The sequence below is a fragment of the Desulfobacter vibrioformis DSM 8776 genome, assembly GCF_000745975.1.
GTDB lineage: Bacteria > Desulfobacterota > Desulfobacteria > Desulfobacterales > Desulfobacteraceae > Desulfobacter > Desulfobacter vibrioformis.
Map to the genome: position 1 here is coordinate 84,992 of NZ_JQKJ01000016.1, position 19,876 is coordinate 104,867.

The window sequence follows — 19,876 nt, forward strand, 5'->3', positions numbered from 1 at the left end:
CCTACCGTATGCATCATACTATTAAGTATGATATCGAACAAGGAGAGAAGAATATCATGAAACAAATACGACATATTATCTCGTTACTATCGGTTCTGTCTGGGATTGTCCTTTATCTGGCAGGGCCGATAATGCTCACCAAAACACAGAGTATGACGGCAGCGTTGACTCTTGTGGCAGTGGTCTTCTGGATAACCGGCTCCATCCCTCAACATGTGACGGCTTTGCTCGTGTTTCTTGTAACGATGCTGTTTTCCATAGTACCGGCGGATATTATTTTTTCCGGATTTTTTTCCACTGCGTTTTGGCTGGTTTTTGCCGGGCTAGTGATTGGCATAGGAATCAATGGAACTGGCCTGGGGACGCGGATAGCAGGCAAGATATCAACCTATCTCTGCAACAGCTATTCCAGATTGATCTTCGGGCTAGTGCTGATCGGGATTCTTTTCAGTTTCCTCATGCCTTCAGCCATGGGCCGGGTCGTACTGCTTGTTCCGATTGCCGAGGCCATTGCCCGCTATTTTGGATTTGAAAAAGATACAAACGGGTATACCGGTGTAATTCTCGCCTGTATTTTGGGATCGTATATTCCCGCCTTCTCGATTCTTCCCTCCAATATACCCAATATGGTTCTAGCGGGGATGTCCGAATCGTTATATCAGTATTCACCATTATACGGTGAATACCTCCTGCTCCATTTTCCTGTTCTGGGACTTCTCAAAGCCGCCATCGTTGCTGGCTTGATCCTGTTCTTCTATCCCGATGTTCCGCATATGGATAACCAAAGTATTCTGGAAACAAAATCCATGTCCAAGAAGGAAATAATCCTATCACTGGTTTTGCTTCTGCTCATTGCGCTCTGGGTAACGGATGGTTATCACCATATCTCTCCGGCCTGGATTGCATTGGCCGGAGCTGTTTTTTTAATGCTTCCTTTGGTGGGTATCATTGATCCAGGACAGTTCAATGAAAAAATTAATTACAGTTCGTTATTTTTTGTGGCTGCCATCCTGGGGCTGGGGCGACTTATCAATTATTCCGGTCTGGGAGAAGTACTGGCAAGTTCTGCAATATCCTCCTTGCCGTTAAATCCTCAGACGCCATTTATCAACTATGCTTTGTTAACGCTCACCGCGGCGATAACCGGAATTGTCACGACTTTGCCGGGAATCCCGGTGGTACTGACTCCTTTGGCTGGAGGCCTGGCACATGCCACTGGTTTTACGCTTCAATCCGTCTTGATGACTCAGGTCATCGGTTTTTCGATCATCATTTTTCCTTATCAGGCACCCCCTCTTATTGTTGGCATGCAAATGGCGCAGGTAAAACACAAAGAAGCGTTTAAGGTGTGCATAAGCCTTGCACTTGTTACGTTTCTCCTGCTCCTGATCATTAATTACTTTTGGTGGCGGCTGCTTGGCTGGCTGTAAAAACTTTATCGGTTCCCGGCACCATATTTTTTACACAAAGCCATTCAGACCACCTCCCTTAGTGCATTTACAAAGGTTTGAATGTCCTCTTCCCGGTGCAGAGCGGTCAAGCCCAGCCTCAATATCGCCTTTCCCAAGGGCACTGTGGGAAAACGGGCCGAAAAAGCCAGGATGCCCCGGGAAAGAAGATCCTGGGAGACTTGTGTTGCTTTTTTCTCATCTCCCATCAGCACAGATATGATATGGGCGTCTCCAACCACCTGGAATCCTTCCCGGATAAGTGTTTCCCCCATGGACGCACTGACATCCTTTAAGGTTTTCCGGACGTTGTCGCCCTGCTCCACAAGTTCCAGGGCATCCACGGCAGCCAGGGCATGGGCCTGGGGAAGGGAGGTGGTGTAGATAAGCGGGGAGGCGAAATTCATGAGATACTCCTTTACCCCATACGGCAGCAGCACAAAGGCGCCAAACAGCCCCAGGGCCTTGCCAAAGGTGCCAAGGGCTATATCCGTCACCCCATGGGCAATTCCCCTGCCTTTGTCTCCCAGGACGCCAAAGGCATGGGCTTCATCCACAACACCGTAGAATCCATATTTTTTCTTTAAATCCCCAAATCTTTTTACGGGCAAAAGATCCCCGTCCATGCTGAACAAAGATTCAGTAACAACGGCTTTGTTTTCCAAAATCCCAGCTTCCAGGCGCTTTTCCAGATGTCCCAGGTTGTTGTGGCGATATCCCTTAAGAGACGCACCGCTTAAGGAGATTCCCTTGACGCAGCTTGCATGCACATGCTTGTCAAAGATAAGGGTGTCTCCCTTTTCAAACAAGGTTGAGAGAATGGCCAGGTTTGCCTGAAATCCGCTGGAAAAGAAGATGGCATCTTCATACCCGAAATAATCGGCAAAAATTTTTTCAGCCCGGCAGATGGTTTGGTAGTTTCCCGCCACCAAACGGGATGAGGAGGCGGAAGAACCTTCAGCCTTAAAATGTTTTCCCACCTGGGCAGCAAGATGGTGTGACGACCCCAGCCCCAGATAGTCGTTGGAGGCAAAGCTCAGGACCTTTTGGCCTCTGATGGTTACAAATCTGCCATCCCTTTTCTCGATGACCGGGGGATTCCGGTGCAGTCCCTCCAGTTGCCGGAGTTTCAGACGGTCCCTGAAGCGCTTGTCAAACATTGAAACACCTCCCTGTATCTCGTTGTCAGAACCTCTTTTTCAAAGGTGTCATCATACTCTTTCACGGAGAAAAGAAACCTTCCCATAAGCGGATCTTCCCAGATTCCCGATACTGTGAGATCGTAGGAAAATGCCGCCTGGCTGCGCACCAGCAGCCTGCCTGAAAGCTCCAGGAGCCCGGAGATGCGGCGTTCACTTGGAAGGGAGAAGCACTCCACCTTAAGTAGAAAAGCATGTTTTGAAAAATCACACAACCAGCGGACATGGAGGGCTCCCAGCTGGGCCAGGGACTCCATGGCCACAAAGGCCGGCTGGTCAACAAAAGCTGCCGTTCCCCCAATCATCCCTTTATCAAGATCTGTCACTGAAGTCAGAAGATGAAAACCGTCCATCTGGGTATTGATATCTATTCTCTCCATTTTTTAACCACCAGGGCAGCGTTTTGACCGCCAAACCCGAAATTCTGGAGAAGCAGGGTGTTAAAAGAAGTTTCCCGGTTCTCTGCCGTGAAGTTCAGATAAGTGGAGGATGGATCTTTTAGATTTCTTACGGCGGGAAGAATACCCTTTTTCATAAGGCAGAGACCAATTGCAAGCTCCACCACTCCGCAGGCCGTGGAAAGATGCCCGATCCAGGATTTCAATGCTATGATCTGCGGGGATTTTGGGGCAAACATACGTTCCATAAGGGCCGTTTCCATTGCATCATTGAGTTGGGTTCCCGTGCCGTGAGTGGAGACCACATCAATTTTATCAAATGGGAGTTCTGCCTGTGTAAGGGCCTTTTGTACGGCCTTTTCCATCCAGATCCCGGAGGACTCCGGGGCTGTCATGTTTCCACCGTCCATGGATGCGCCGGCCCCTGCAACCTCTGCCAGAATATCGGCACCCCGTTTTTTTGCATGATCCAGGGATTCAAGAATCACAAACCCGCCCCCCTCACCCATGACAAACCCCTTGCGGCCAAGATCAAAGGGCCTATAAACCTTGGCCGGATCTCCCTTTTCCGTACAAAGGGCTCCGGCCATCTTGTATGCCAGGGCAGCTCCCGGATTGATTCGGCTGTCGCCTCCCCCTGCCAGGGCCAGATCAAGATTGCCGTTCCTGATTTTTTGAAACGCCTCCCCCACCACCTGAAGCGTGGTGGCGCAGGCGGTGCTTATGGTGAAGCTTTCTCCGTGGATACCCACAAGATCTGCAATGGCTGCAGCCGCTGTATTCGGGAGAAATTTCAGAATCCAGAGCGCGGAACGCGCTTCCTGGTCAAGGTTTGGACCCGCACCGGTGAAGAGCCCCGCATGTTCAAGCATATTACCGGACAGGCCGGAGCCTTTGACGGCCCTGAGGGCTGCAGCCACACCAAGGGCGGCTCCCCGGTTGAGATAACGGGCGTTTTTATATCTTCCGGTATTGGTTTTCAGGTTAAAATCCGGCACCTGTGCAACCACCAGATCAAGGTCAAAGTCTGCCCTTTTAAAAGCGGTCCTGTTCTCCACCATGGCAGAGATCACCTCCTTTCCGCTGTTCCCCAGGGGTGAGAAAAAAGCGGACCCGGTAATTACCACACGCGGTTTCATCTAAACCTTCCTATAGATCTCCATGGGTTGTTTTCGTTCCGGGGCAGCCGGATATTCATCCGGGAATCCCGCAGTTAAAAAGCATCGAATCAACAGATTTTCACTCCCGGGAATGGCGTTCTCTCTCTTAAGGAAATGGAGGGGTGCAGTCAAGATACAGGTTCCCAGGCCAAGCGCCACCGCTTTTAACATAAATAACTGGAGAGAAAGCCCCAAAGAGATATCGCATCCCATGGTTTCAAGCGCTTTCCCCTCCATGAGTCCCGCACGGTTCAATCTTCCGGAAAAACTGTCTCCTTGTTTTTCCACACCCACGGCAAACAGGGCCGGTGCATGGAACATGAACCGGGAGTAACGCCAATAGTGATTCAAAATGTTGATGGCTTTCCGGGGTTTTTCCAGGGATGTCGCCTGGGCCAGCATATTCCGGTATCCTGTTTCCATATTCTTGAAAATCCCCTGGCGTAATTCAGAAGAAACCATGTGAAGATATCTCACCGGCTGGCTGTTGGATGGAGAAGGGGCATTTCCGGCCGAGGCCACCATATCCAGGATATGGGAGTCAGGAACCTTTTCACCGGTATATTTTCTGATGCTTCTCCTGGCCGCCACCAAAGAGTCAAAGTCTGTGGTCATCAGCATAAATATTCCACATAGGAAACAATATCCCGAACCTTTAGAACCGGTCCCTCATTTAACTCATCCAGCATCTCTTCCACGCGTTCCTGCTTAAGGTGGGGAAGTTTTTCCACAATTGCAAGTACAGGGTTCAGGCCGTTTTCCCCTGCATCCAAGATGATGCTCCGCAGCTTTCTGAGGAAAATATCATCGTCCTGAACCTCGATCTCAAATTTTAAAGAAAGTTCCAGGGCCACCTCCAGAAGATCAATGGATTCCGCAGTAAGCTCCCGCATAAGGTAACTGTCCGGAAAAATCTCCTCTTTATCAAAATCTAAAATCTCCGCCAGGATTTCCCTGACTTTTTCAAAGGTACTCATTTGTAATACTCCTTATTTTCCGCAGCTCATACCGCCGTCCATGGTAAGATTCACCCCGTTAAATGCAATGCCCGTGTCAGACAAGAAGAAAACCAGGGTCTTGGCAAGCGTTGCCTCTGAAATAAAACAGCCTCCGGGAATCTTCTTCAACAGCGCTGGCCGATTCTTTTCAATAAATTTGTCTCCCCGTCCCGACGCCACATATCCTGGCCTGAGACTTATGGTGGTGATTCCCCTTGCGGCAAGTTCAAGCCCGACATTCCTGTAAATCCCCTCGGCCGCAAGCTTTGAAGATGCATACAGCCCCTGTCCCTTTCCCGGCATGCCTGCCGCAACAGAGGAAACAAAAATCATCCTGCCGAAACGTTTTCTGACCATGGACCGTGAGACCAGGCGAACCAGCTGGGCCCGGGCTGCAATATTCTCGGCCATATACTGGGAGAGCGTATCTGGATTTGCCGAAGCCACCAGGGTCTCGTAATCCCCCTGGGCCAAATCCACCATATAGTTGATATCGGTTCTTTTTGAAAAAATCTCTCCCATCTTTCCAGGCAGGCCAAAGTCAAGGAAGGTGGTGTCATATCGGCCCTTCCACCCCGAGAGGCTCTCTTTTATTTTCTTTTCTCCTTTACTGTTCCTGAATGTCAGGATGGGGAAAAGATCCTCACTGATCAAAAGGGGGGCAAGCGCAAGGGCGATCCCGCAGCTGCCGCCGGTTATCAACACATTTTTTCCAGCAAAGTTAAGATTCATAAGACAAGAGTCCGGTAACAAGCACCCGGCTTTTATCAAAAAGCCTGCACCTGATCACCTGATCATTTTTTGTCATTTCATATTGGTACGCTCCGGGGGAGACGAAATGTTTGAACCTGAAATTTTCGGCTTGAACCGGATTTCCAGGATACGCCAAAACCCCATGGAGCCGGAGAAAGGCGTGAATAATCAAACTTCCAGGAACCACGGGCTTTCCCGGGAAATGATCCCTGTATATCCTGTCTTCGGGGTCAAAAAAAAGAGTGCCGGTATGGTGGAAAGCTCTTTTCATCTAAGCCGATACCCTGGGACCAAGTTCTTTAATCATCTTTTATGAAAATGGCTTTTCGCCGTTCCCAGGTTGTGGTGGCTCTCTGATGTAGGGGGTCGGATCAGGGATACCGGCTTCGCTAAATCCTTTTTTGCGGTGCAGGCACGAGTCGCATCTGCCGCAGGAACGGCCTTGATCGTCCGGATCATAGCAGGAGATGGTCAGGCTGTAATCCACGCCCAACCCATGACCGGTGGTGATTATTTCGGATTTTGACATATGGATTAAAGGGGTTTCAATGGTTAGAACCGTCTCCTTTGTCACCCCGGTTTTTGTGGCCAGGTTGGCCATGGTCTGGAAGGCTTCTATAAACGTTGGCCTGCAGTCCGGGTATCCTGAATAATCCACGGCTGTGACACCGATGAAAATGGCTTCGGCCCTGAGCACCTCGGCCCAGGCCATGGCATAGGATAAAAAAATGGTGTTTCTGGCCGGTACATAGGTGACAGGAATCCGGGTTTGATCAATCTGCGACACATCTTCGTGTTTGGGCACGGCAATGTCGTCGGTGAGCGCAGAGCCGCCGAACTGGCGCAGGTCAATGTCCAGGATTTTATGGTCAATGGTTCCCTGGTGACGGGCCACTTTTTTTGCGCATTCCAACTCCACACTGTGGCGCTGGCCGTATCTGAAGCTTAAACTGTAAATATTGTACCCCCTGTCCCTGGCAATGGCCATGGCAGTGGTGGAGTCAATGCCGCCTGATGAAAGAACAACGGCTTTTTTTGTCATGGGTTATACTCCTCTTAAATCCGGATCCCAGATGAGTTTGTGTTGTTGAAGGGACAGTCTTGCACCCAGCCTGTCTTTAAGTATCCATGCGGCCAGGTCCGCAAGTTCAATCCGGCCAAAAACCGGGCAGATGTGGATCTTCTCCCTGGGATGGTCCATAAGGCGCGTCTGAATGACGGATGCGGCATAGTCATAGTCCTGCCTTGATCCCACCACAAATTTGATTTCATCACAGTCTGTCATGTGATTGAAGTTGTCGAAAAGAAATGATCCGGCTTCACCGGATAAGGGGCACTTGACATCCATGATGCGGATACAGGCGGGATCCACGGACGCAATGCTTTGGCTTCCATTGGTTTCCAGCAGCACCTGAAATCCTTTTTCCAGAAGCAGGGATATCAATGCAGGGGTCCGGGGCTGAATCAAGGGCTCTCCACCGGTAATTTCAACCATGGGACAGCCAAAGGCCACCACCTGGTCCACGATCTGGTTTATACCCATGGGGGTGGATTGTACTTCTGCATACGTGGTGTCGCACCAGGAACAGGACAGGTTGCACCCGGACAACCGGACAAACACGCAGGCAAGGCCCGCCCGGGTGGATTCCCCCTGCAGGCTGTAAAAAATCTCGCTGATGTCCAGGGACACTTATATCTCCTGGTAGGATGATCCGCAGCCCGGACTTTCAAATACCATGATTTTTTTGACCTTGATGAAATTGGTGTTCAGACGCCTGGACAGTTCCGAGTAAAGAAATTTGGCCAGATTTTCAGCCGTGGGATTGATTGATCCAAATTCAACGACATCATTAAGATTGGTGTGATCCAGTTTGCTTAAAACATCCTTGACCACACTTTTAATATCCCTGAAATCTATGCCCATGCCCAGCTGGTTGAGTTTGGTGCATCGTATGTGCGCTTCGACAACCCAGTTATGGCCGTGAAGATTTGAGCAGTTGCCGTCATAGCCCCTCAGGGAATGAGCCGCTGCAAAATGGTCCTGGACACAAATGTCATATATGCCTGGCATAGGTGGTACTCCCGTATTAAATAAATAGCCTGGTGATTTGAAAAATCTATCATAAATTTGGGTCTGAATCAAAGATGTCAAGGAGATTAAATTTATACTTTTCAAATTCATTCATGGATTTCATAATCCTTGGGTGTGAACCGTAAAACAATGAAACGGGCAAAGGAGAAACAAGACCATGACCGATGTTATCCAGACGTATCTTGAACAGCAGAAATACCTGATCATTGACGGGGCACTTGGTACGGAGCTCGAGCGCCGGGGGTGCAATCTTAATGATCCGCTTTGGTCGGCCCGGCTTCTGTCGGACAATCCCGACATGATTGCAACAGTTCATACCGACTATCTTCATGCCGGTGCGGACTGTCTGATCACCGCAAGTTACCAGGCCACGTTCCAGGGCCTGGTGCGCCAGGGGTACACCCTGGAACAGGCCCGAAAGCTTATCCGGTCTGCTGTTACGCTGGCAAAAACTGTCGTGGATGCGTTCTGGGCTGATCCCGCCAACCGGGTCAACCGCCTTAAACCTCTGGTGGCTGCGTCTGCAGGTCCCTACGGAGCCTTTCTGGCGAACCGGTCAGAATACACCGGCCATTACGGCGTAAGTGAAGCGGAACTGGTTGATTTTCACAAAGAACGATTGAAAACACTGATTTGCGCCGGACCTGATCTGCTGGCCTGTGAAACCCTGCCCTGTTTTGCCGAGGCCAGAGCCATTGTCCGGGTTCTGGAGAATTTGATGGAGGATCTGGATACGATCCCGGCCTGGTTCAGCTTCAGTGCAAAGGACGGGCGGCACATCAACAGCGGTGAGGCCGTGCGGGACTGCGCCCAATGGCTGGATAAAAAACCCTGTGTGGCAGCCATGGGCATCAACTGTACAGATCCGGTTCATGTGGCGTCCCTTGTGAAAGAGATCCGGTCCGTGACCGACAAACCCGTGGTGGTGTATCCCAATAAAGGCGGAGTGTATAACAGCTTGACCAAAGCGTTGGCCCCCAAGCCGTACCGCCCCTCCTTTGGAGAAATGGCGGTTCATTGGGCAAAACAAGGCGCGCAGCTTATCGGAGGGTGCTGCCAGACAACACCGGACGATATCCGCCAGCTTGCTTTGGCCCTGAAATCATAGAGGAGGGGGAAATCAAAAAAGCCCCTGAAAACAGGGGCCATTGTAGAGGCTGGTAGCGACGCAGGGAATTGAACCCCGGACACTGCGGATATGAGCCGCATGCTCTGACCATCTGAGCTACGTCGCCACAAAAAACCAAAACTTAATACCACAACGTTATGATTTATGTCAAATGAAATTTAAATTTATTCTACTAATAATTGTCCTCTAATACTGATTCATCGTTGCTGCTTTATTTTTCATCAGGCTCAAATCCGTGTACGGCCACGGTGAAGTTGGACAGATCCTCGGGCAGATTGGAAAAAACCAGCATAAACATGACCGTGGTACCGGGCTTGATATTGACATTGGTGTTCTGATTTCCCTGTCTTACTTCCATCTGCTTGGTTATGTCCGAAATATTGCCGGATTTAAGTGTTTCTTCGGGAATTATATTTCCGCAATAGGCCGTCAGGGTTCCTGCTTTGGTGTTGTCCTTTGTCATCAGGGTGCCTTTGACCTGGATGTAGCTGACAGAGGTATTGGACGGATTTTTAATCCTGCCGGTGACAATAAACAGTTCCCCTGCGCTTTTATTGGAAACAAACCGGCCATTGATACTGGGTTCGTCCGGTACGGGGGGCAATGGCGGCTGGGGTGCCGGTTTGGGCTCAAGCCATTTGGTGATAAAGGGAATCTGAATGCCGGACACCGCCGGAATGGTTACACCAAGACGGATGATTGCCACATAGGCTGCCAGAATCAGCAGAAACAGCACCAGTAGAATTTTAACCGGCAGGGTTATCCCCTTTTGCTTCTTTGTGCTCCGTTTTTGACGGACGCTTTGTGCGGCCGGGGGCGTGATCAATGGATTGGGGTCGATTAATGCCTCTGTGGGGGTCTTGATTTCGTCATCCGTCGGAAGCAGCGGAATTTCAAGCGCTGATGTGTTATTTTCCACTTCAGGATTCGGAATGGTTATGTTGGCGTCTTCCGGTTCAGTCTCCTGATCCAGCACCGCGTCGTATTCTGCGAATTTATCCTGGTCTGAGACGGTTTGTTCAAACCCGCTGTCTGCTTTCTGGTCATCGTTTTTTTCATTGTCATCATCTATGGATATAGCCGGTTGTTCTCCAATTATTTCCTCCTGCTCTTCGGCGGAGACATCAATCAGGGCGTCTTCGGTTTCGGGGGATAAATCCCGGCCGTCATCTTCAATAATAAGATCTGCTTGGGGATCGTCGTCAAATTCAAAGCCCTGGAAGTCCACTTCCGGGTCATCTATCTTAAAATCAGCAGTTTCGAGACCAAGGTCGTCTTCGTCGGAGCCCTGGGCCGGGTCTTCAATTTCAATGCCCTGATTCTGAGAATCCGGCGCGTCTGTGTTTGTCCCCCGTTCAGACGGGTCCTGTTTAAATTCCGGCTCATCGAATTCAATTTCTAAGAAATCAATGTCTGTCTCTTCCAGGTCAGGGTCCAGGCTGTCCGAACCGCTGTTTATACTGAAATCATCATCTTGTGATACGTTAACGCCTGAATCGTCCTGGATCTCTGGTGCATCAAAAAGGATATCCTGATCTTCAAATTCCGGCGGATCGGGAATTTCAACGGCCTGGGGCGCTTCCGGGCTTTTTTCCGGAAAGGCTGTAAAAACATGCCGGCATATGCTGCATCTAACCTTTGACCCCCCAGGCTTGATCAGGGCGTCATCAAGGACAAATCGGGTTGAGCACGCTTGGCAGGTAATTATCATTGGGCATCCCCTATCTTTATAATTTTAAATTAAAGATTGCCGGCAGGTTTCTGTATTTTTCATTGTAATCCAGCCCATATCCCACGATAAACCCCTCATCAAGGCAGAAACATGAATACTCTACATTAATCTGCACTTCCCGGCGTTCGCTTTTATCAACCAACGTACATATTTTTATGGACCGGGGATTTAACCGCTTCATGAATTCGACAATCTTGGCAATGGTCTGGCCTGTATCCACGACATCTTCCACAAGCAGCACATCACGTCCTTTAAGTTCAAGGTCCGGCTGTTTTGTAAACACGATCTGTCCGGTAGACAATGTGCCTTGGTAGGATGATGCACCCACCAGATCAATTTCATGATCAATGGTAATCTGGCGGACAAGGTCGGCTAGAAAAATAAAAGCGCCCTTGAGAACCCCTATAACCACGAGATCAAGGCCTTTATAATCCTGAGCAATTTCTTGTCCAATCCACCGGATTCTGTCCTGAATCTCCTGTTGAGAAATCAAAGGGATAAATTCAGGCATGTTAAATTATAATCCTGTGTCCTTTAGTTCTTTGATTAGTTTTTGCTGTTTTGGATCCAAAACCTTTGGCATGACTATATTAACCACAACATAGAGATCTCCGCAACCATTTCCTTTCATATGTGGGATTCCCATGCCCGGCAGACGCATTTTGGCCTTGTATCCGGTTCCCGGCGGTAATGTCAGATTGATGGTTTTTCCTGAAGGGGTGTTTACTTCAACCTTGTCCCCCAAAAGGGCCTGGGTGAGCCTGATGTCCTTTGTCATCAGGATATCATTACCCTCCAGGGTAATGCCCTGGGGCAGGGACGGGCTGGATTTGATGTACAGGTTGCCGGCAGGACCGCCGCTGGCACCGGGTTCCCCTTTGCCGGCCAGCCGGATTTTTTTGCCCTGGGTCAGGCCTTTGGGAATTTTTACCTCAATGGCCTTGGTCTGGCCGTCCTGGGAAATGGTGATGGTCTTGCCGACACCATTAATCAGTTCGTCCAGGGTTAAAGGGATTTCATATTCCAGGTCTTTGCCCCGGGCCGGGGCTTTACGACCGCCCCCCCCGGGCCTTGCGTTCTGGAAAAATGGATTGCCCCCCATGCCGGAAAACGAGGTTTTTGCACCGCCCTGTCCAAATGAGGAGGAAAAGCCGCCGGACCGATTGAATCCGCCCCCTCCCCCGAAACCAAATTCCTTGAGAATATCGCCCAGGTCAAAATTTCTGAAAATATCTTCCTGGGAGAACCTTTGCTGGAAATCGGCAGATCCGTAAGTGTCATACTGTTTTCTTTTTTCAGGGTCACTGAGAACCGCATAGGCTTCGGAAATGATTTTGAACTTATCTTCCAGGGCCTTGTCCCCTTTGGTTTTATCTGGGTGGTATTTGAGGGCAAGTTTTCTGTAAGCCTTTTTAATGTCCGAAGCTGTAGCAGTTTTATCTATACCAAGCGTTTTGTAATAATCTTGCGCCATTTTATTTCTGAGTCCTTTGCGTATAGCTGTATGGTTGTTTTTTCGTACAAATGTGTAATAAAAATAAGGCGCGACCCGGTGAAGTCAAGGGGAGGACGGCCCTTACTTTGCATCAAAGGGGCCGGTTTTGCCTGAATGCGGTAATGGCAACCATGAGAACGGAAATGGCCGCAGGGGTCATGCCGTCAATGCGGGATGCCTGGCCCAGGGATGCAGGATTGATCCGGTTAAGCTTTTCCCTGATCTCATTGGACAGGCCGTGGGCCGCATCAAAGGAGAATTCAGAGGGAATTTTTATTCGTTCCAGGTCTTCAAATTTTTTAATTTCATTATACTGACGCCGGATATACCCTTCATATTTAATTTCAATTTCCACCTGCCGGGCTGCGCGGTCTTGGACAGGTTCGGGAGCCGGGGCGATCTGCTTTAAAAGGTCGTAACTGAGCTCCGCACGTTTGAGCAACTGGGTTAAAGGGACACCTGTGTCAATGGGATTGGAGTTGTGTCCGCTAAGAAAGGCATTGGTTTCATCACTGGGTTTGATCACGGTCCGGCTGACCCGTTCAAGTTCTTTTGCTGTGGCTGCCTTGATCCGCGACACCTCATCCAGGCGCACCTTGTCTGTCAGGCCGTATTCATAACCGATCCGGGCCAGACGCAGATCGGCATTATCTTCCCTGAGCAGCAGCCGGTATTCAGCCCTTGACGTGAACATGCGGTAGGGTTCTTGGGTGCCCCGGGTGACAAGGTCATCCACCATGACCCCCATATACGCCTGGGACCGGTCCAGAATAAAAGGCGGGCGGCCAAGTATTTTTGCCGCGGCATTGGCCCCGGCCCACAGCCCTTGGGCCCCGGCCTCTTCATAGCCTGACGTGCCGTTGATCTGCCCGGCCAGGAACAGTCCTTTGACCTTTTTGGTTTCAAGGGCCGGTGTCAGCTCCAGCGGTGACACATAATCGTATTCAATGGCATAGGCCGGTCGCATGATCTGGGCCTGTTCAAGGCCTTTTACCGAGCGCACCACCTGGTACTGGATGTCAAGGGGAAGACTGTTGCCCAGGCCTGACGCATAAATTTCTTTGGAATCTATGCCTTCATATTCCAGGATCACATGATGGGAATCCCGGTCCGGAAATTTTACCACCTTGTCTTCAAAGGAGGGGCAGTACCTGGCGGACCGGCCCTTGATATGCCCGCCGTACAGGGCCGAATACTTCAAATTGTTACGGATCACGGCATGGGTGTCCGGGTTGGTCTGGCCCATGAAGCTTGGCAGCATGGGGGTTGTCACCTTGGTGGTGGAATAGGAAAAGGGTTTGACCACCTCGTCAGATCCGTGGACATTGAATTTTGAAAAATCAATGGAATCGGCATGGAGGCGCGGCGGGGTGCCGGTTTTCATCCTGCCCATTTCAAGTTCCATGGATTCAAGGCTCAGGGCCAGTCCGGTGGAAGCAAATTCTCCGGCACGTCCGGCCTGGATTCTGGAGGAGCCGATATGCACGGTGCCCCGCAGAAAGGTGCCTGTGGTAATGACCACGCAGGGCGCAAAATACTCAAATCCGGTATTATCGGCAATCCCTTTAATTTCATTGTGTTCAATGATCAAAGACTCCACCATGGCCTGCTTAAGATCCAGGTTTTCCGCCTTTTCCAGGACATGCTTCATGTGCCGTGAATACATGTTCTTGTCATTCTGGGTCCGGGTGGACTGAACCGCCGGCCCTTTACGGGTATTCAAGGTCCGGTACTGGATGGCCGAAGAATCTGATACCTTTGCCATCCAGCCGCCAAGGGCATCAATTTCCTTGACCAGCTGTCCCTTGGCCGTACCGCCGATGGAGGGACTGCAGGGCATGGCTGCAATTTTATCCATGTCAATGGTGAGCAGCAGGGTATCACAGCCCATGCGGGCCGCAGCCAGGGCCGATTCGCACCCGGCGTGCCCGGCACCCACCACAATGACATCATATGTATTTTTAAAAATGTTCATAAATTCCTTATTTCCATACACAACCCCTTGTTTGAGGGATTAAATATAATGCCTGCCCGCTTTTGGTCAAGCTTTCCCTGATAATCTTCACCTTGGCAAAGTCATCTGTAATCTGTATGTTAAAAAGCTGGTATTGGGGGGTGACCCCATGAATGCAACACGATGGAATGGAGGAACACATTGGCAGATGCTGACCGGATAAAACGGTATTCTGATTATAATGCTTATCTTCGCAGCCTGTTTGGCGAGCGGGTGCAAAAAATTTCCGTGGATGCCGGGTTGACCTGTCCCAACCGGGACGGCACCCTGTCCAGGTCCGGATGTATTTACTGCAATGCAAAAGGATCGGGTACCGGTGCGTTTGCCAGGGGGCTTTCCATTTCCCAGCAGATTGAGGCCGGCAAGATCGGGGCTATAAAAAAATACAAGGCCGGAAAGTTTCTTGCCTATTTCCAGTCTTTTACCAATACCTATGCCCCGGTGGATCATCTTAAGGCCCTATATGACGAAGCACTGTCCTGTGAGGGGGTGGTGGGCATGGCAGTGGGCACCCGGCCTGACTGCGTGGATAAAGCAAAAATAGATCTGCTTGACGCCTACACAAAGGATTATCTTATCTGGCTGGAATACGGGCTTCAGTCCGCCCATGACGCCACCCTTGCCCTGATCAACCGGGGGCATGACTTTAAGGCCTTTGAAGCGGCCGTGGCCTTGGCTGCACCTAAAAAAAAACTCAATGTCTGCGCCCATATTATTCTGGGTCTGCCCGGAGAAACCAGGGCCATGATGCTGGAAAATGCCCGGATTCTTGGGGACTTGGGGATAAACGGCGTAAAGATTCACCTGCTTTATGTGGTCCGGGGAACTGCTTTGGATAAGATGTATGGCCAGGGCCGGTATACGCCTTTAGAACAGCAGGCCTATGTGGATCTGGTCTGCGATTTTCTGGAGCAGTTGCCCAAATCCCTGATCATCCAGCGGATCACAGGGGATCCCCATCCTGATGAACTTGTGGCTCCGTTGTGGTCGGCCCGGTACAGGGAGACATTCAACATGATCCAGAATACCCTGGAAGCCAGGGATTCGTACCAGGGAAAATGCCGGATTTAAAATCCCCATCCTTCTTTGATTTTGAGCCGGCGTCTAATCGCGTCTTCTCCTGAAAGGCTTTTTCTTCTTTTTGCCACCGGAATCGGCATGATTCACTTTGATGAGCTTTTTATCAACCATGTTGCCGTTCAAGGCCTTAATGGCTTTATCCGCTTCGGAATTGCTTGGCATTTCAACAAAACCAAACTCCTTGGAACGTCCGGTAAATCTGTCTTTTATAATTTTAACGCTTTCTACTTCACCAAATGCTTCAAACGCCTTTCTGAGCGTTTCTTCTGTCATATGTTCCGTCAGATTCCCGACATAAATGTTCATTCACGGGTCCTTTTGTTTTTAAATTGCAGCCTAACGGGAAAATGTCAATATCTGGCAGCTGACACTTTTTTCCATGAAGTCTGTATGGTTTATTTTTCTCTGTGAACAGGCATAGCCTAATTCCGCCATCTTTTTACTGAATTTTGCATGATATCCCCGCCTGGGATCCACAATAACCACATCACAATGGCTGCATGCATGCCGGTTTATGAAAGCGGACAAAAGTCTGACATGTTCAATTTCATAAAGCAGATCAGAACCGATAATCAGATCAAATTTACCAAGATCATCATCCAGATCCGCCCATCCCGTGCGCACAAAAGGAATCGCATTCCCCTCATTGAGTGCTACATTGTGCGCCAGAAACCCTTCGGTTTCAGGATGGCGGTCCGTGGCGGTGATATCTGTCGACCGCTGATTCAGGATCAGACTGGCCAGGCCAATCCCACATCCCACCTCAAGCACTCTTTTTCCGCTCACATGATAATCAAGCATCAGATGGGCAAGGACCCGGCCTGAGGGCCAGATCACGCCGAATATGGGCCAGGCAGCCGAAGATATTCCAAATTTTTCCGCCTCACCATCGATATCCCGGAACTGCAGCGTATCCCTGAGCGTTCTGATATGAATATCCATATCTCCGATTTCCAGGGTTGTATAGCGGACGCGTAAACCTGACATCAGGCTGCCTTTATTCCTCTTGTTCCGGTTGCCCCGGTTCAAAATCGACCCCGGTCTCCGCCTGCCCCTTTTTTTCCGCTCTTCGCCGAATTTTTTCTTCCTTTTTATTCTTTTTGTTCAGCTCCTTTTGCCGTTTTTCCCAGGAATAATGTTTTCGGACTGCCATGCCTCTCCTTTTATTAAGTCATACCTTATGGCTGATTAAGCCGGAAGTAGCGATTCTTCTGTCATTTTTCTGCCTAATGCCTTTTCAATCAAGGCAATGGCTTTGCTGTCTTCCACGGATGCAAAGGTATAGGCCTGGCCGGATTGATTGGCCCTGCCTGTTCTACCTGTTCTGTGGATATAGGTTTCAACCGTATCCGGCAGATCGTAGTTAATCACGTGGGAAACCCCTGATACATCAATTCCCCTGGCCGCAATATCCGTTGCCACCAGAATTTTGAATGACCCGCTTCGAAACCCATCCATGGCCCTGCGCCGCTGACTCTGGGATAAGTTCCCCTGCAGGGACACGGCATTGAAACCCGACTTCTTCAACAGGACGGCAAGACTTTTGGCTTTATGCTTGGTTCGCGTAAATACAATGGTGCTGGCCATACCGTTTTTGGAAAACAACGTCTTGAGCAGGGCTGTCCGCTTTTCCGGTTGGACATTAAAACGGCCATGGGTAATCCGGGGGGCAGGCTGTGTATGGTTGACCTGGATCTGAATGGGATGGTTTAAAATCTCCTGGGCCAGATTGCCGATCATCTTCGGCATGGTGGCGGAGAATACCAGGGACTGGCGTTTTTTGGGTAATGCCCTGATAATTCGCTTGATGTCGGGCAGAAACCCCATATCAAGCATCTGATCGGCCTCGTCCAGAACCAGGATATCAACGCCCTTAAGGGTCAGGGCCTTATCATTCATAAGATCCAGCAGTCGGCCAGGGCAAGCCACAACAATATCCACACCCCGTTTAAGTGCTTTGATCTGAAGCGGTTTCCCAATCCCGCCGTAGACAACTGCGCTTTTAACAGGGGTATGAACGGCCATCATTTTAATACTTTCATGAATCTGCTCTGCCAGTTCCCGGGTGGGAGCCATGATCAATGCTGAGGGAGACGATGCGGACGGGGTACTGGGCTTTTTGAGCAAATGCTGAAGAATGGGCAGTACAAAGGCAACGGTTTTTCCGGTACCGGTCTGGGCCAGACCAAGGATATCTTTCCCGTCAAGAATGGTGGGAATTGCTTTTTGTTGGATGGGGGTTGGACTGGTGTAGCCCGCATCACAAATGCCTGACTGGATATCAGGATGGAAATGAAACTGGGTAAAACGCATTAAAACTCCTGAATGCAGACATCTCCCGCGTTAGTCCGTATAGACGGATTTATGCGTTATATCTGCTTACAATTATATTAAATGAAAAAAGATAAGCCGAGGATCAAAGGCGTATCATGACAACGTGTCATACATAAAGGATAGGGAATTGCAAGATTGCTAAGAATGTTAAATGCCGCACTTGCTGCAGTTGAAACGCCTTGCCGTTCAAATGTTATTTCCCTAACTCGGCTGGATTGACCATGACGGCCAAATGCAAAAAAGCCCTTGAGAACAGAATCCTCAGGGGCTTTAGTAACTGTTCAAATGAAAGCGTATGGAATAGTCCACAGCCCTTTCATGTCTGCCGAACACAGACCCGGAATAAAGATCGGGTCACACCATGGCAGTTATAAATAAAAAAGTGGCCTGCTATTGAACTACGACATTTGCAGCAGAAGGCCCTTTGGGACCCTGCTCAATGTCGAAAGTGACCTGATCGCCTTCATTCAGGGTTTTAAACCCTTGTGCGTTAATGCCGGAATGATGCACAAAGACATCTTTTCCGCCATCTTCTACTTCAATAAAACCAAAACCTTTACTTTCGCTGAACCACTTTACAGTACCTTTTGCCATGTCGGCAGTCTCCTAAATAAAAAAATGAAAATTTGCTTCTAACTTTGGGAGTAATCGCAGAAAATATTGAGATATACACCTTAAGGAAGGAACATATGCACACACAAAACATGCATTTCTCGCATCATACTGGAAAAATGAAGATTGTCAAGCATATTATGCAGGGCAATCGCACATAAAATTGGTGCTGTTTTTAATTTTAATAAATTCAACTAATTAAAAAAACAAAATTTTAAGAGAGACTGCAAAAACGCAAATTTCGCTTTATACCCCATTGAACTTATAATAACCGAAATTTATATGCGATTGCCCTGGCATATTATGCCGGCAGGGCAATCATCCGTCGGGGACGATGAAAGAATCAGAAGCCGATTTCATAGGACTTGAATCCGGATGACCGCAGGACCGTTTTTTTCGCCCCGTCCTGGCGGATGATCAGGCATTCGGTGTTGTCAAGGGAGTTGATAAGCGCAATGGCCTTGCCGGTATCCATGACCATAAGTGCTGTGGCAAGCCCATCCGCCCGGGTGCAGGTATCGGAAATAACCGATGCCGATACCACCGCGTTTTCTACTGGATAACCGGTTTTAGGGCTGATGATGTGGGAGTAGATGCGCCCGTTTTTTTCAAAATAATTTCTGTAATTGCCACTGGTGGCAATGGCCTTGTTATCCAGGCGCACTTCTTTGCACAGCCCTGAATTCAAAATGCCTTTTTCGGGATTTGCGATGCCCACGATCCATGCTTTGCGATGCTTGTTTACCCCTGCCCCGGCCAATTCTCCGCCGATTTCCACAAGATAGTTCTCAACCCCGCCATCCCTGATCAGGCGGGCAATCTCATCCACGCCATACCCTTTGGCAATGGAGCCTAAATCCAGTGTTATGCCGGACATTGTCTTGGTCAGGATATGATCCCCGATGTCAAGCTTGTTAAAGCCGATAGTCTTAAGTAGTGCCTTTATCTCCCCGGGTTCAGGCGGTGTGGCCCGCCGTCCCTTTGTGCCGAATCCCCACAGGTCCACCAGGGGCTTGACCGTGCCGTCCCAGGCCCCAGAGGTCAGGGTATACAGGTTCCTGCATTGTTCAAGAACCTGGTAGAAATCCGAGGAAACCCGGAAAGGCCGGTTCTTTGGCGCGGCATTGAACCGGGACAGTTCACTGTCTTTCTGATACATGGACAACCGGGCATTGACCTGTTTTAAGCGCAGATCAATTTTTTCCTGCCATAAGCTTTCCGACAGCGGTTTGGCAGAAACCAGCTTAATGGAATAGGTGGTACCCATTGTCTTGCCGGTAAACACATACTCCTGGGTTGCCAAAGAGTGGGCAGGCAAAATCAGGGCTGTTCCTATAAGCAGCATCAGTGAAAAAATAAAAGTTGTAATATACTTGGTCTCAGGCATGGATATTTTTCTCCTGGTTCAGTTTGTTTTACAGGCATGTGTTTA

General features: G+C 49.6%; 23 protein-coding genes and 1 tRNA gene. 3 read left to right on the plus strand and 21 right to left on the minus strand.

The annotated features are described in order from the left end of the window. Positions 1–56 precede the first annotated feature (56 nt). On the plus strand, positions 57–1,430 hold the full coding sequence (locus tag Q366_RS11550) for an SLC13 family permease (protein WP_035239012.1): 1,374 nt from the start codon (positions 57–59) through the stop codon (positions 1,428–1,430). A 44-nt stretch (positions 1,431–1,474) separates the two neighbouring features. On the opposite strand, the gene Q366_RS11555 is transcribed toward Q366_RS11550, so the two are convergent. Genes Q366_RS11555 through queD form a run of 10 tightly spaced genes read right to left on the minus strand, consistent with a single transcriptional unit; the run spans position 1,475 to position 8,027 of the window. Then, the gene (locus Q366_RS11555; RefSeq protein ID WP_035239015.1) at positions 1,475–2,608 is read right to left on the minus strand and encodes an aminotransferase class I/II-fold pyridoxal phosphate-dependent enzyme; all 1,134 of its coding nucleotides are present in this window, start codon (positions 2,606–2,608) and stop codon (positions 1,475–1,477) included. Further along, positions 2,578–3,027 carry a hypothetical protein gene (locus Q366_RS11560; RefSeq protein WP_035239018.1) on the minus strand — a complete coding sequence of 150 codons (450 nt, stop codon included), beginning with the start codon at positions 3,025–3,027 and terminating at the stop codon, positions 2,578–2,580. The genes Q366_RS11555 and Q366_RS11560 overlap by 31 nt, the downstream gene beginning before the upstream one ends. After that, positions 3,015–4,184 (minus strand): beta-ketoacyl-[acyl-carrier-protein] synthase family protein, encoded by a 1,170-nt coding sequence (locus Q366_RS11565; RefSeq protein ID WP_035239021.1) that lies wholly within the window; start codon positions 4,182–4,184, stop codon positions 3,015–3,017. Before Q366_RS11565 ends, Q366_RS11560 begins: the two co-directional genes overlap by 13 nt. Further along, positions 4,185–4,826 carry a nitroreductase family protein gene (locus Q366_RS11570; RefSeq protein WP_035239024.1) on the minus strand — a complete coding sequence of 214 codons (642 nt, stop codon included), beginning with the start codon at positions 4,824–4,826 and terminating at the stop codon, positions 4,185–4,187. Then, complete coding sequence (locus Q366_RS20340) at positions 4,820–5,182, minus strand: phosphopantetheine-binding protein (protein WP_051958007.1); 363 nt, start codon at positions 5,180–5,182, stop codon at positions 4,820–4,822. The genes Q366_RS11570 and Q366_RS20340 overlap by 7 nt, the downstream gene beginning before the upstream one ends. 12 nt (positions 5,183–5,194) lie before the next feature. Next, positions 5,195–5,935 carry an SDR family NAD(P)-dependent oxidoreductase gene (locus Q366_RS11580; protein ID WP_035239026.1) on the minus strand — a complete coding sequence of 247 codons (741 nt, stop codon included), beginning with the start codon at positions 5,933–5,935 and terminating at the stop codon, positions 5,195–5,197. Continuing rightward, a complete protein-coding gene (locus tag Q366_RS22365; RefSeq protein ID WP_051958008.1) occupies positions 5,925–6,227 on the minus strand; it encodes an ApeI family dehydratase in 303 nt (100 codons plus the stop codon). Before Q366_RS22365 ends, Q366_RS11580 begins: the two co-directional genes overlap by 11 nt. A 39-nt stretch (positions 6,228–6,266) precedes the next feature. Further along, positions 6,267–6,998, minus strand: coding sequence for a 7-cyano-7-deazaguanine synthase QueC (gene queC / locus Q366_RS11590; RefSeq protein WP_051958009.1), 732 nt, complete (start codon positions 6,996–6,998; stop codon positions 6,267–6,269). A gap of 3 nt (positions 6,999–7,001) precedes the next feature. Continuing rightward, positions 7,002–7,646 carry a 7-carboxy-7-deazaguanine synthase QueE gene (locus Q366_RS11595; protein WP_035239028.1) on the minus strand — a complete coding sequence of 215 codons (645 nt, stop codon included), beginning with the start codon at positions 7,644–7,646 and terminating at the stop codon, positions 7,002–7,004. Then, on the minus strand, positions 7,647–8,027 hold the full coding sequence (queD, locus tag Q366_RS11600; protein ID WP_035239031.1) for a 6-carboxytetrahydropterin synthase QueD: 381 nt from the start codon (positions 8,025–8,027) through the stop codon (positions 7,647–7,649). Between the two features lie 178 nt (positions 8,028–8,205). Here queD and mmuM point away from each other — a divergent pair, with 178 nt between their 5' ends. Beyond that, positions 8,206–9,156 carry a homocysteine S-methyltransferase gene (gene mmuM / locus Q366_RS11605; protein WP_035239034.1) on the plus strand — a complete coding sequence of 317 codons (951 nt, stop codon included), beginning with the start codon at positions 8,206–8,208 and terminating at the stop codon, positions 9,154–9,156. 50 nt (positions 9,157–9,206) lie between these two features. On the opposite strand, the gene Q366_RS11610 is transcribed toward mmuM, so the two are convergent. The 5 genes from Q366_RS11610 to mnmG form a co-directional block, all read right to left on the minus strand. After that, a tRNA-Met gene (locus Q366_RS11610) sits at positions 9,207–9,283 on the minus strand. 105 nt (positions 9,284–9,388) lie between these two features. Next, positions 9,389–10,888 carry a DUF3426 domain-containing protein gene (locus Q366_RS11615; protein ID WP_035239038.1) on the minus strand — a complete coding sequence of 500 codons (1,500 nt, stop codon included), beginning with the start codon at positions 10,886–10,888 and terminating at the stop codon, positions 9,389–9,391. A gap of 16 nt (positions 10,889–10,904) precedes the next feature. Continuing rightward, positions 10,905–11,420 carry a hypoxanthine phosphoribosyltransferase gene (gene hpt / locus Q366_RS11620; protein ID WP_035239041.1) on the minus strand — a complete coding sequence of 172 codons (516 nt, stop codon included), beginning with the start codon at positions 11,418–11,420 and terminating at the stop codon, positions 10,905–10,907. 6 nt (positions 11,421–11,426) lie between these two features. Beyond that, on the minus strand, positions 11,427–12,383 hold the full coding sequence (locus Q366_RS11625) for a DnaJ C-terminal domain-containing protein (protein WP_035239044.1): 957 nt from the start codon (positions 12,381–12,383) through the stop codon (positions 11,427–11,429). Positions 12,384–12,495: 112 nt separating this feature from the next. Further along, positions 12,496–14,379 (minus strand): tRNA uridine-5-carboxymethylaminomethyl(34) synthesis enzyme MnmG, encoded by a 1,884-nt coding sequence (gene mnmG, locus Q366_RS11630; RefSeq protein ID WP_035239047.1) that lies wholly within the window; start codon positions 14,377–14,379, stop codon positions 12,496–12,498. A 180-nt stretch (positions 14,380–14,559) separates the two neighbouring features. On the opposite strand from mnmG, the gene mnmL reads away from it, so the two are divergent. Then, on the plus strand, positions 14,560–15,489 hold the full coding sequence (gene mnmL, locus Q366_RS11635; RefSeq protein ID WP_425388315.1) for a tRNA modification radical SAM protein MnmL/YtqA: 930 nt from the start codon (positions 14,560–14,562) through the stop codon (positions 15,487–15,489). A gap of 33 nt (positions 15,490–15,522) precedes the next feature. On the opposite strand, the gene Q366_RS11640 is transcribed toward mnmL, so the two are convergent. The 6 genes from Q366_RS11640 to Q366_RS11660 form a co-directional block, all read right to left on the minus strand. Continuing rightward, on the minus strand, positions 15,523–15,804 hold the full coding sequence (locus Q366_RS11640; RefSeq protein WP_035239053.1) for an RNA recognition motif domain-containing protein: 282 nt from the start codon (positions 15,802–15,804) through the stop codon (positions 15,523–15,525). A gap of 30 nt (positions 15,805–15,834) precedes the next feature. Further along, positions 15,835–16,485 carry a class I SAM-dependent methyltransferase gene (locus Q366_RS11645; protein ID WP_035239055.1) on the minus strand — a complete coding sequence of 217 codons (651 nt, stop codon included), beginning with the start codon at positions 16,483–16,485 and terminating at the stop codon, positions 15,835–15,837. A gap of 10 nt (positions 16,486–16,495) precedes the next feature. Beyond that, positions 16,496–16,651, minus strand: a complete 156-nt coding sequence (locus Q366_RS21565) for a hypothetical protein (protein WP_169742959.1) — start codon at positions 16,649–16,651, stop codon at positions 16,496–16,498. Positions 16,652–16,686: 35 nt separating this feature from the next. After that, entirely contained in the window at positions 16,687–17,811 is a 1,125-nt protein-coding gene (locus Q366_RS11650; RefSeq protein ID WP_035239057.1) for a DEAD/DEAH box helicase, read from the minus strand. A gap of 411 nt (positions 17,812–18,222) precedes the next feature. Further along, positions 18,223–18,426: a cold-shock protein gene (locus tag Q366_RS11655; RefSeq protein ID WP_035239059.1), complete on the minus strand. Its 204-nt coding sequence runs from the start codon at positions 18,424–18,426 to the stop codon at positions 18,223–18,225. Positions 18,427–18,787: 361 nt separating this feature from the next. Beyond that, the gene (locus Q366_RS11660) at positions 18,788–19,831 is read right to left on the minus strand and encodes an FAD:protein FMN transferase (protein ID WP_035239062.1); all 1,044 of its coding nucleotides are present in this window, start codon (positions 19,829–19,831) and stop codon (positions 18,788–18,790) included. Positions 19,832–19,876 lie beyond the last annotated feature (45 nt).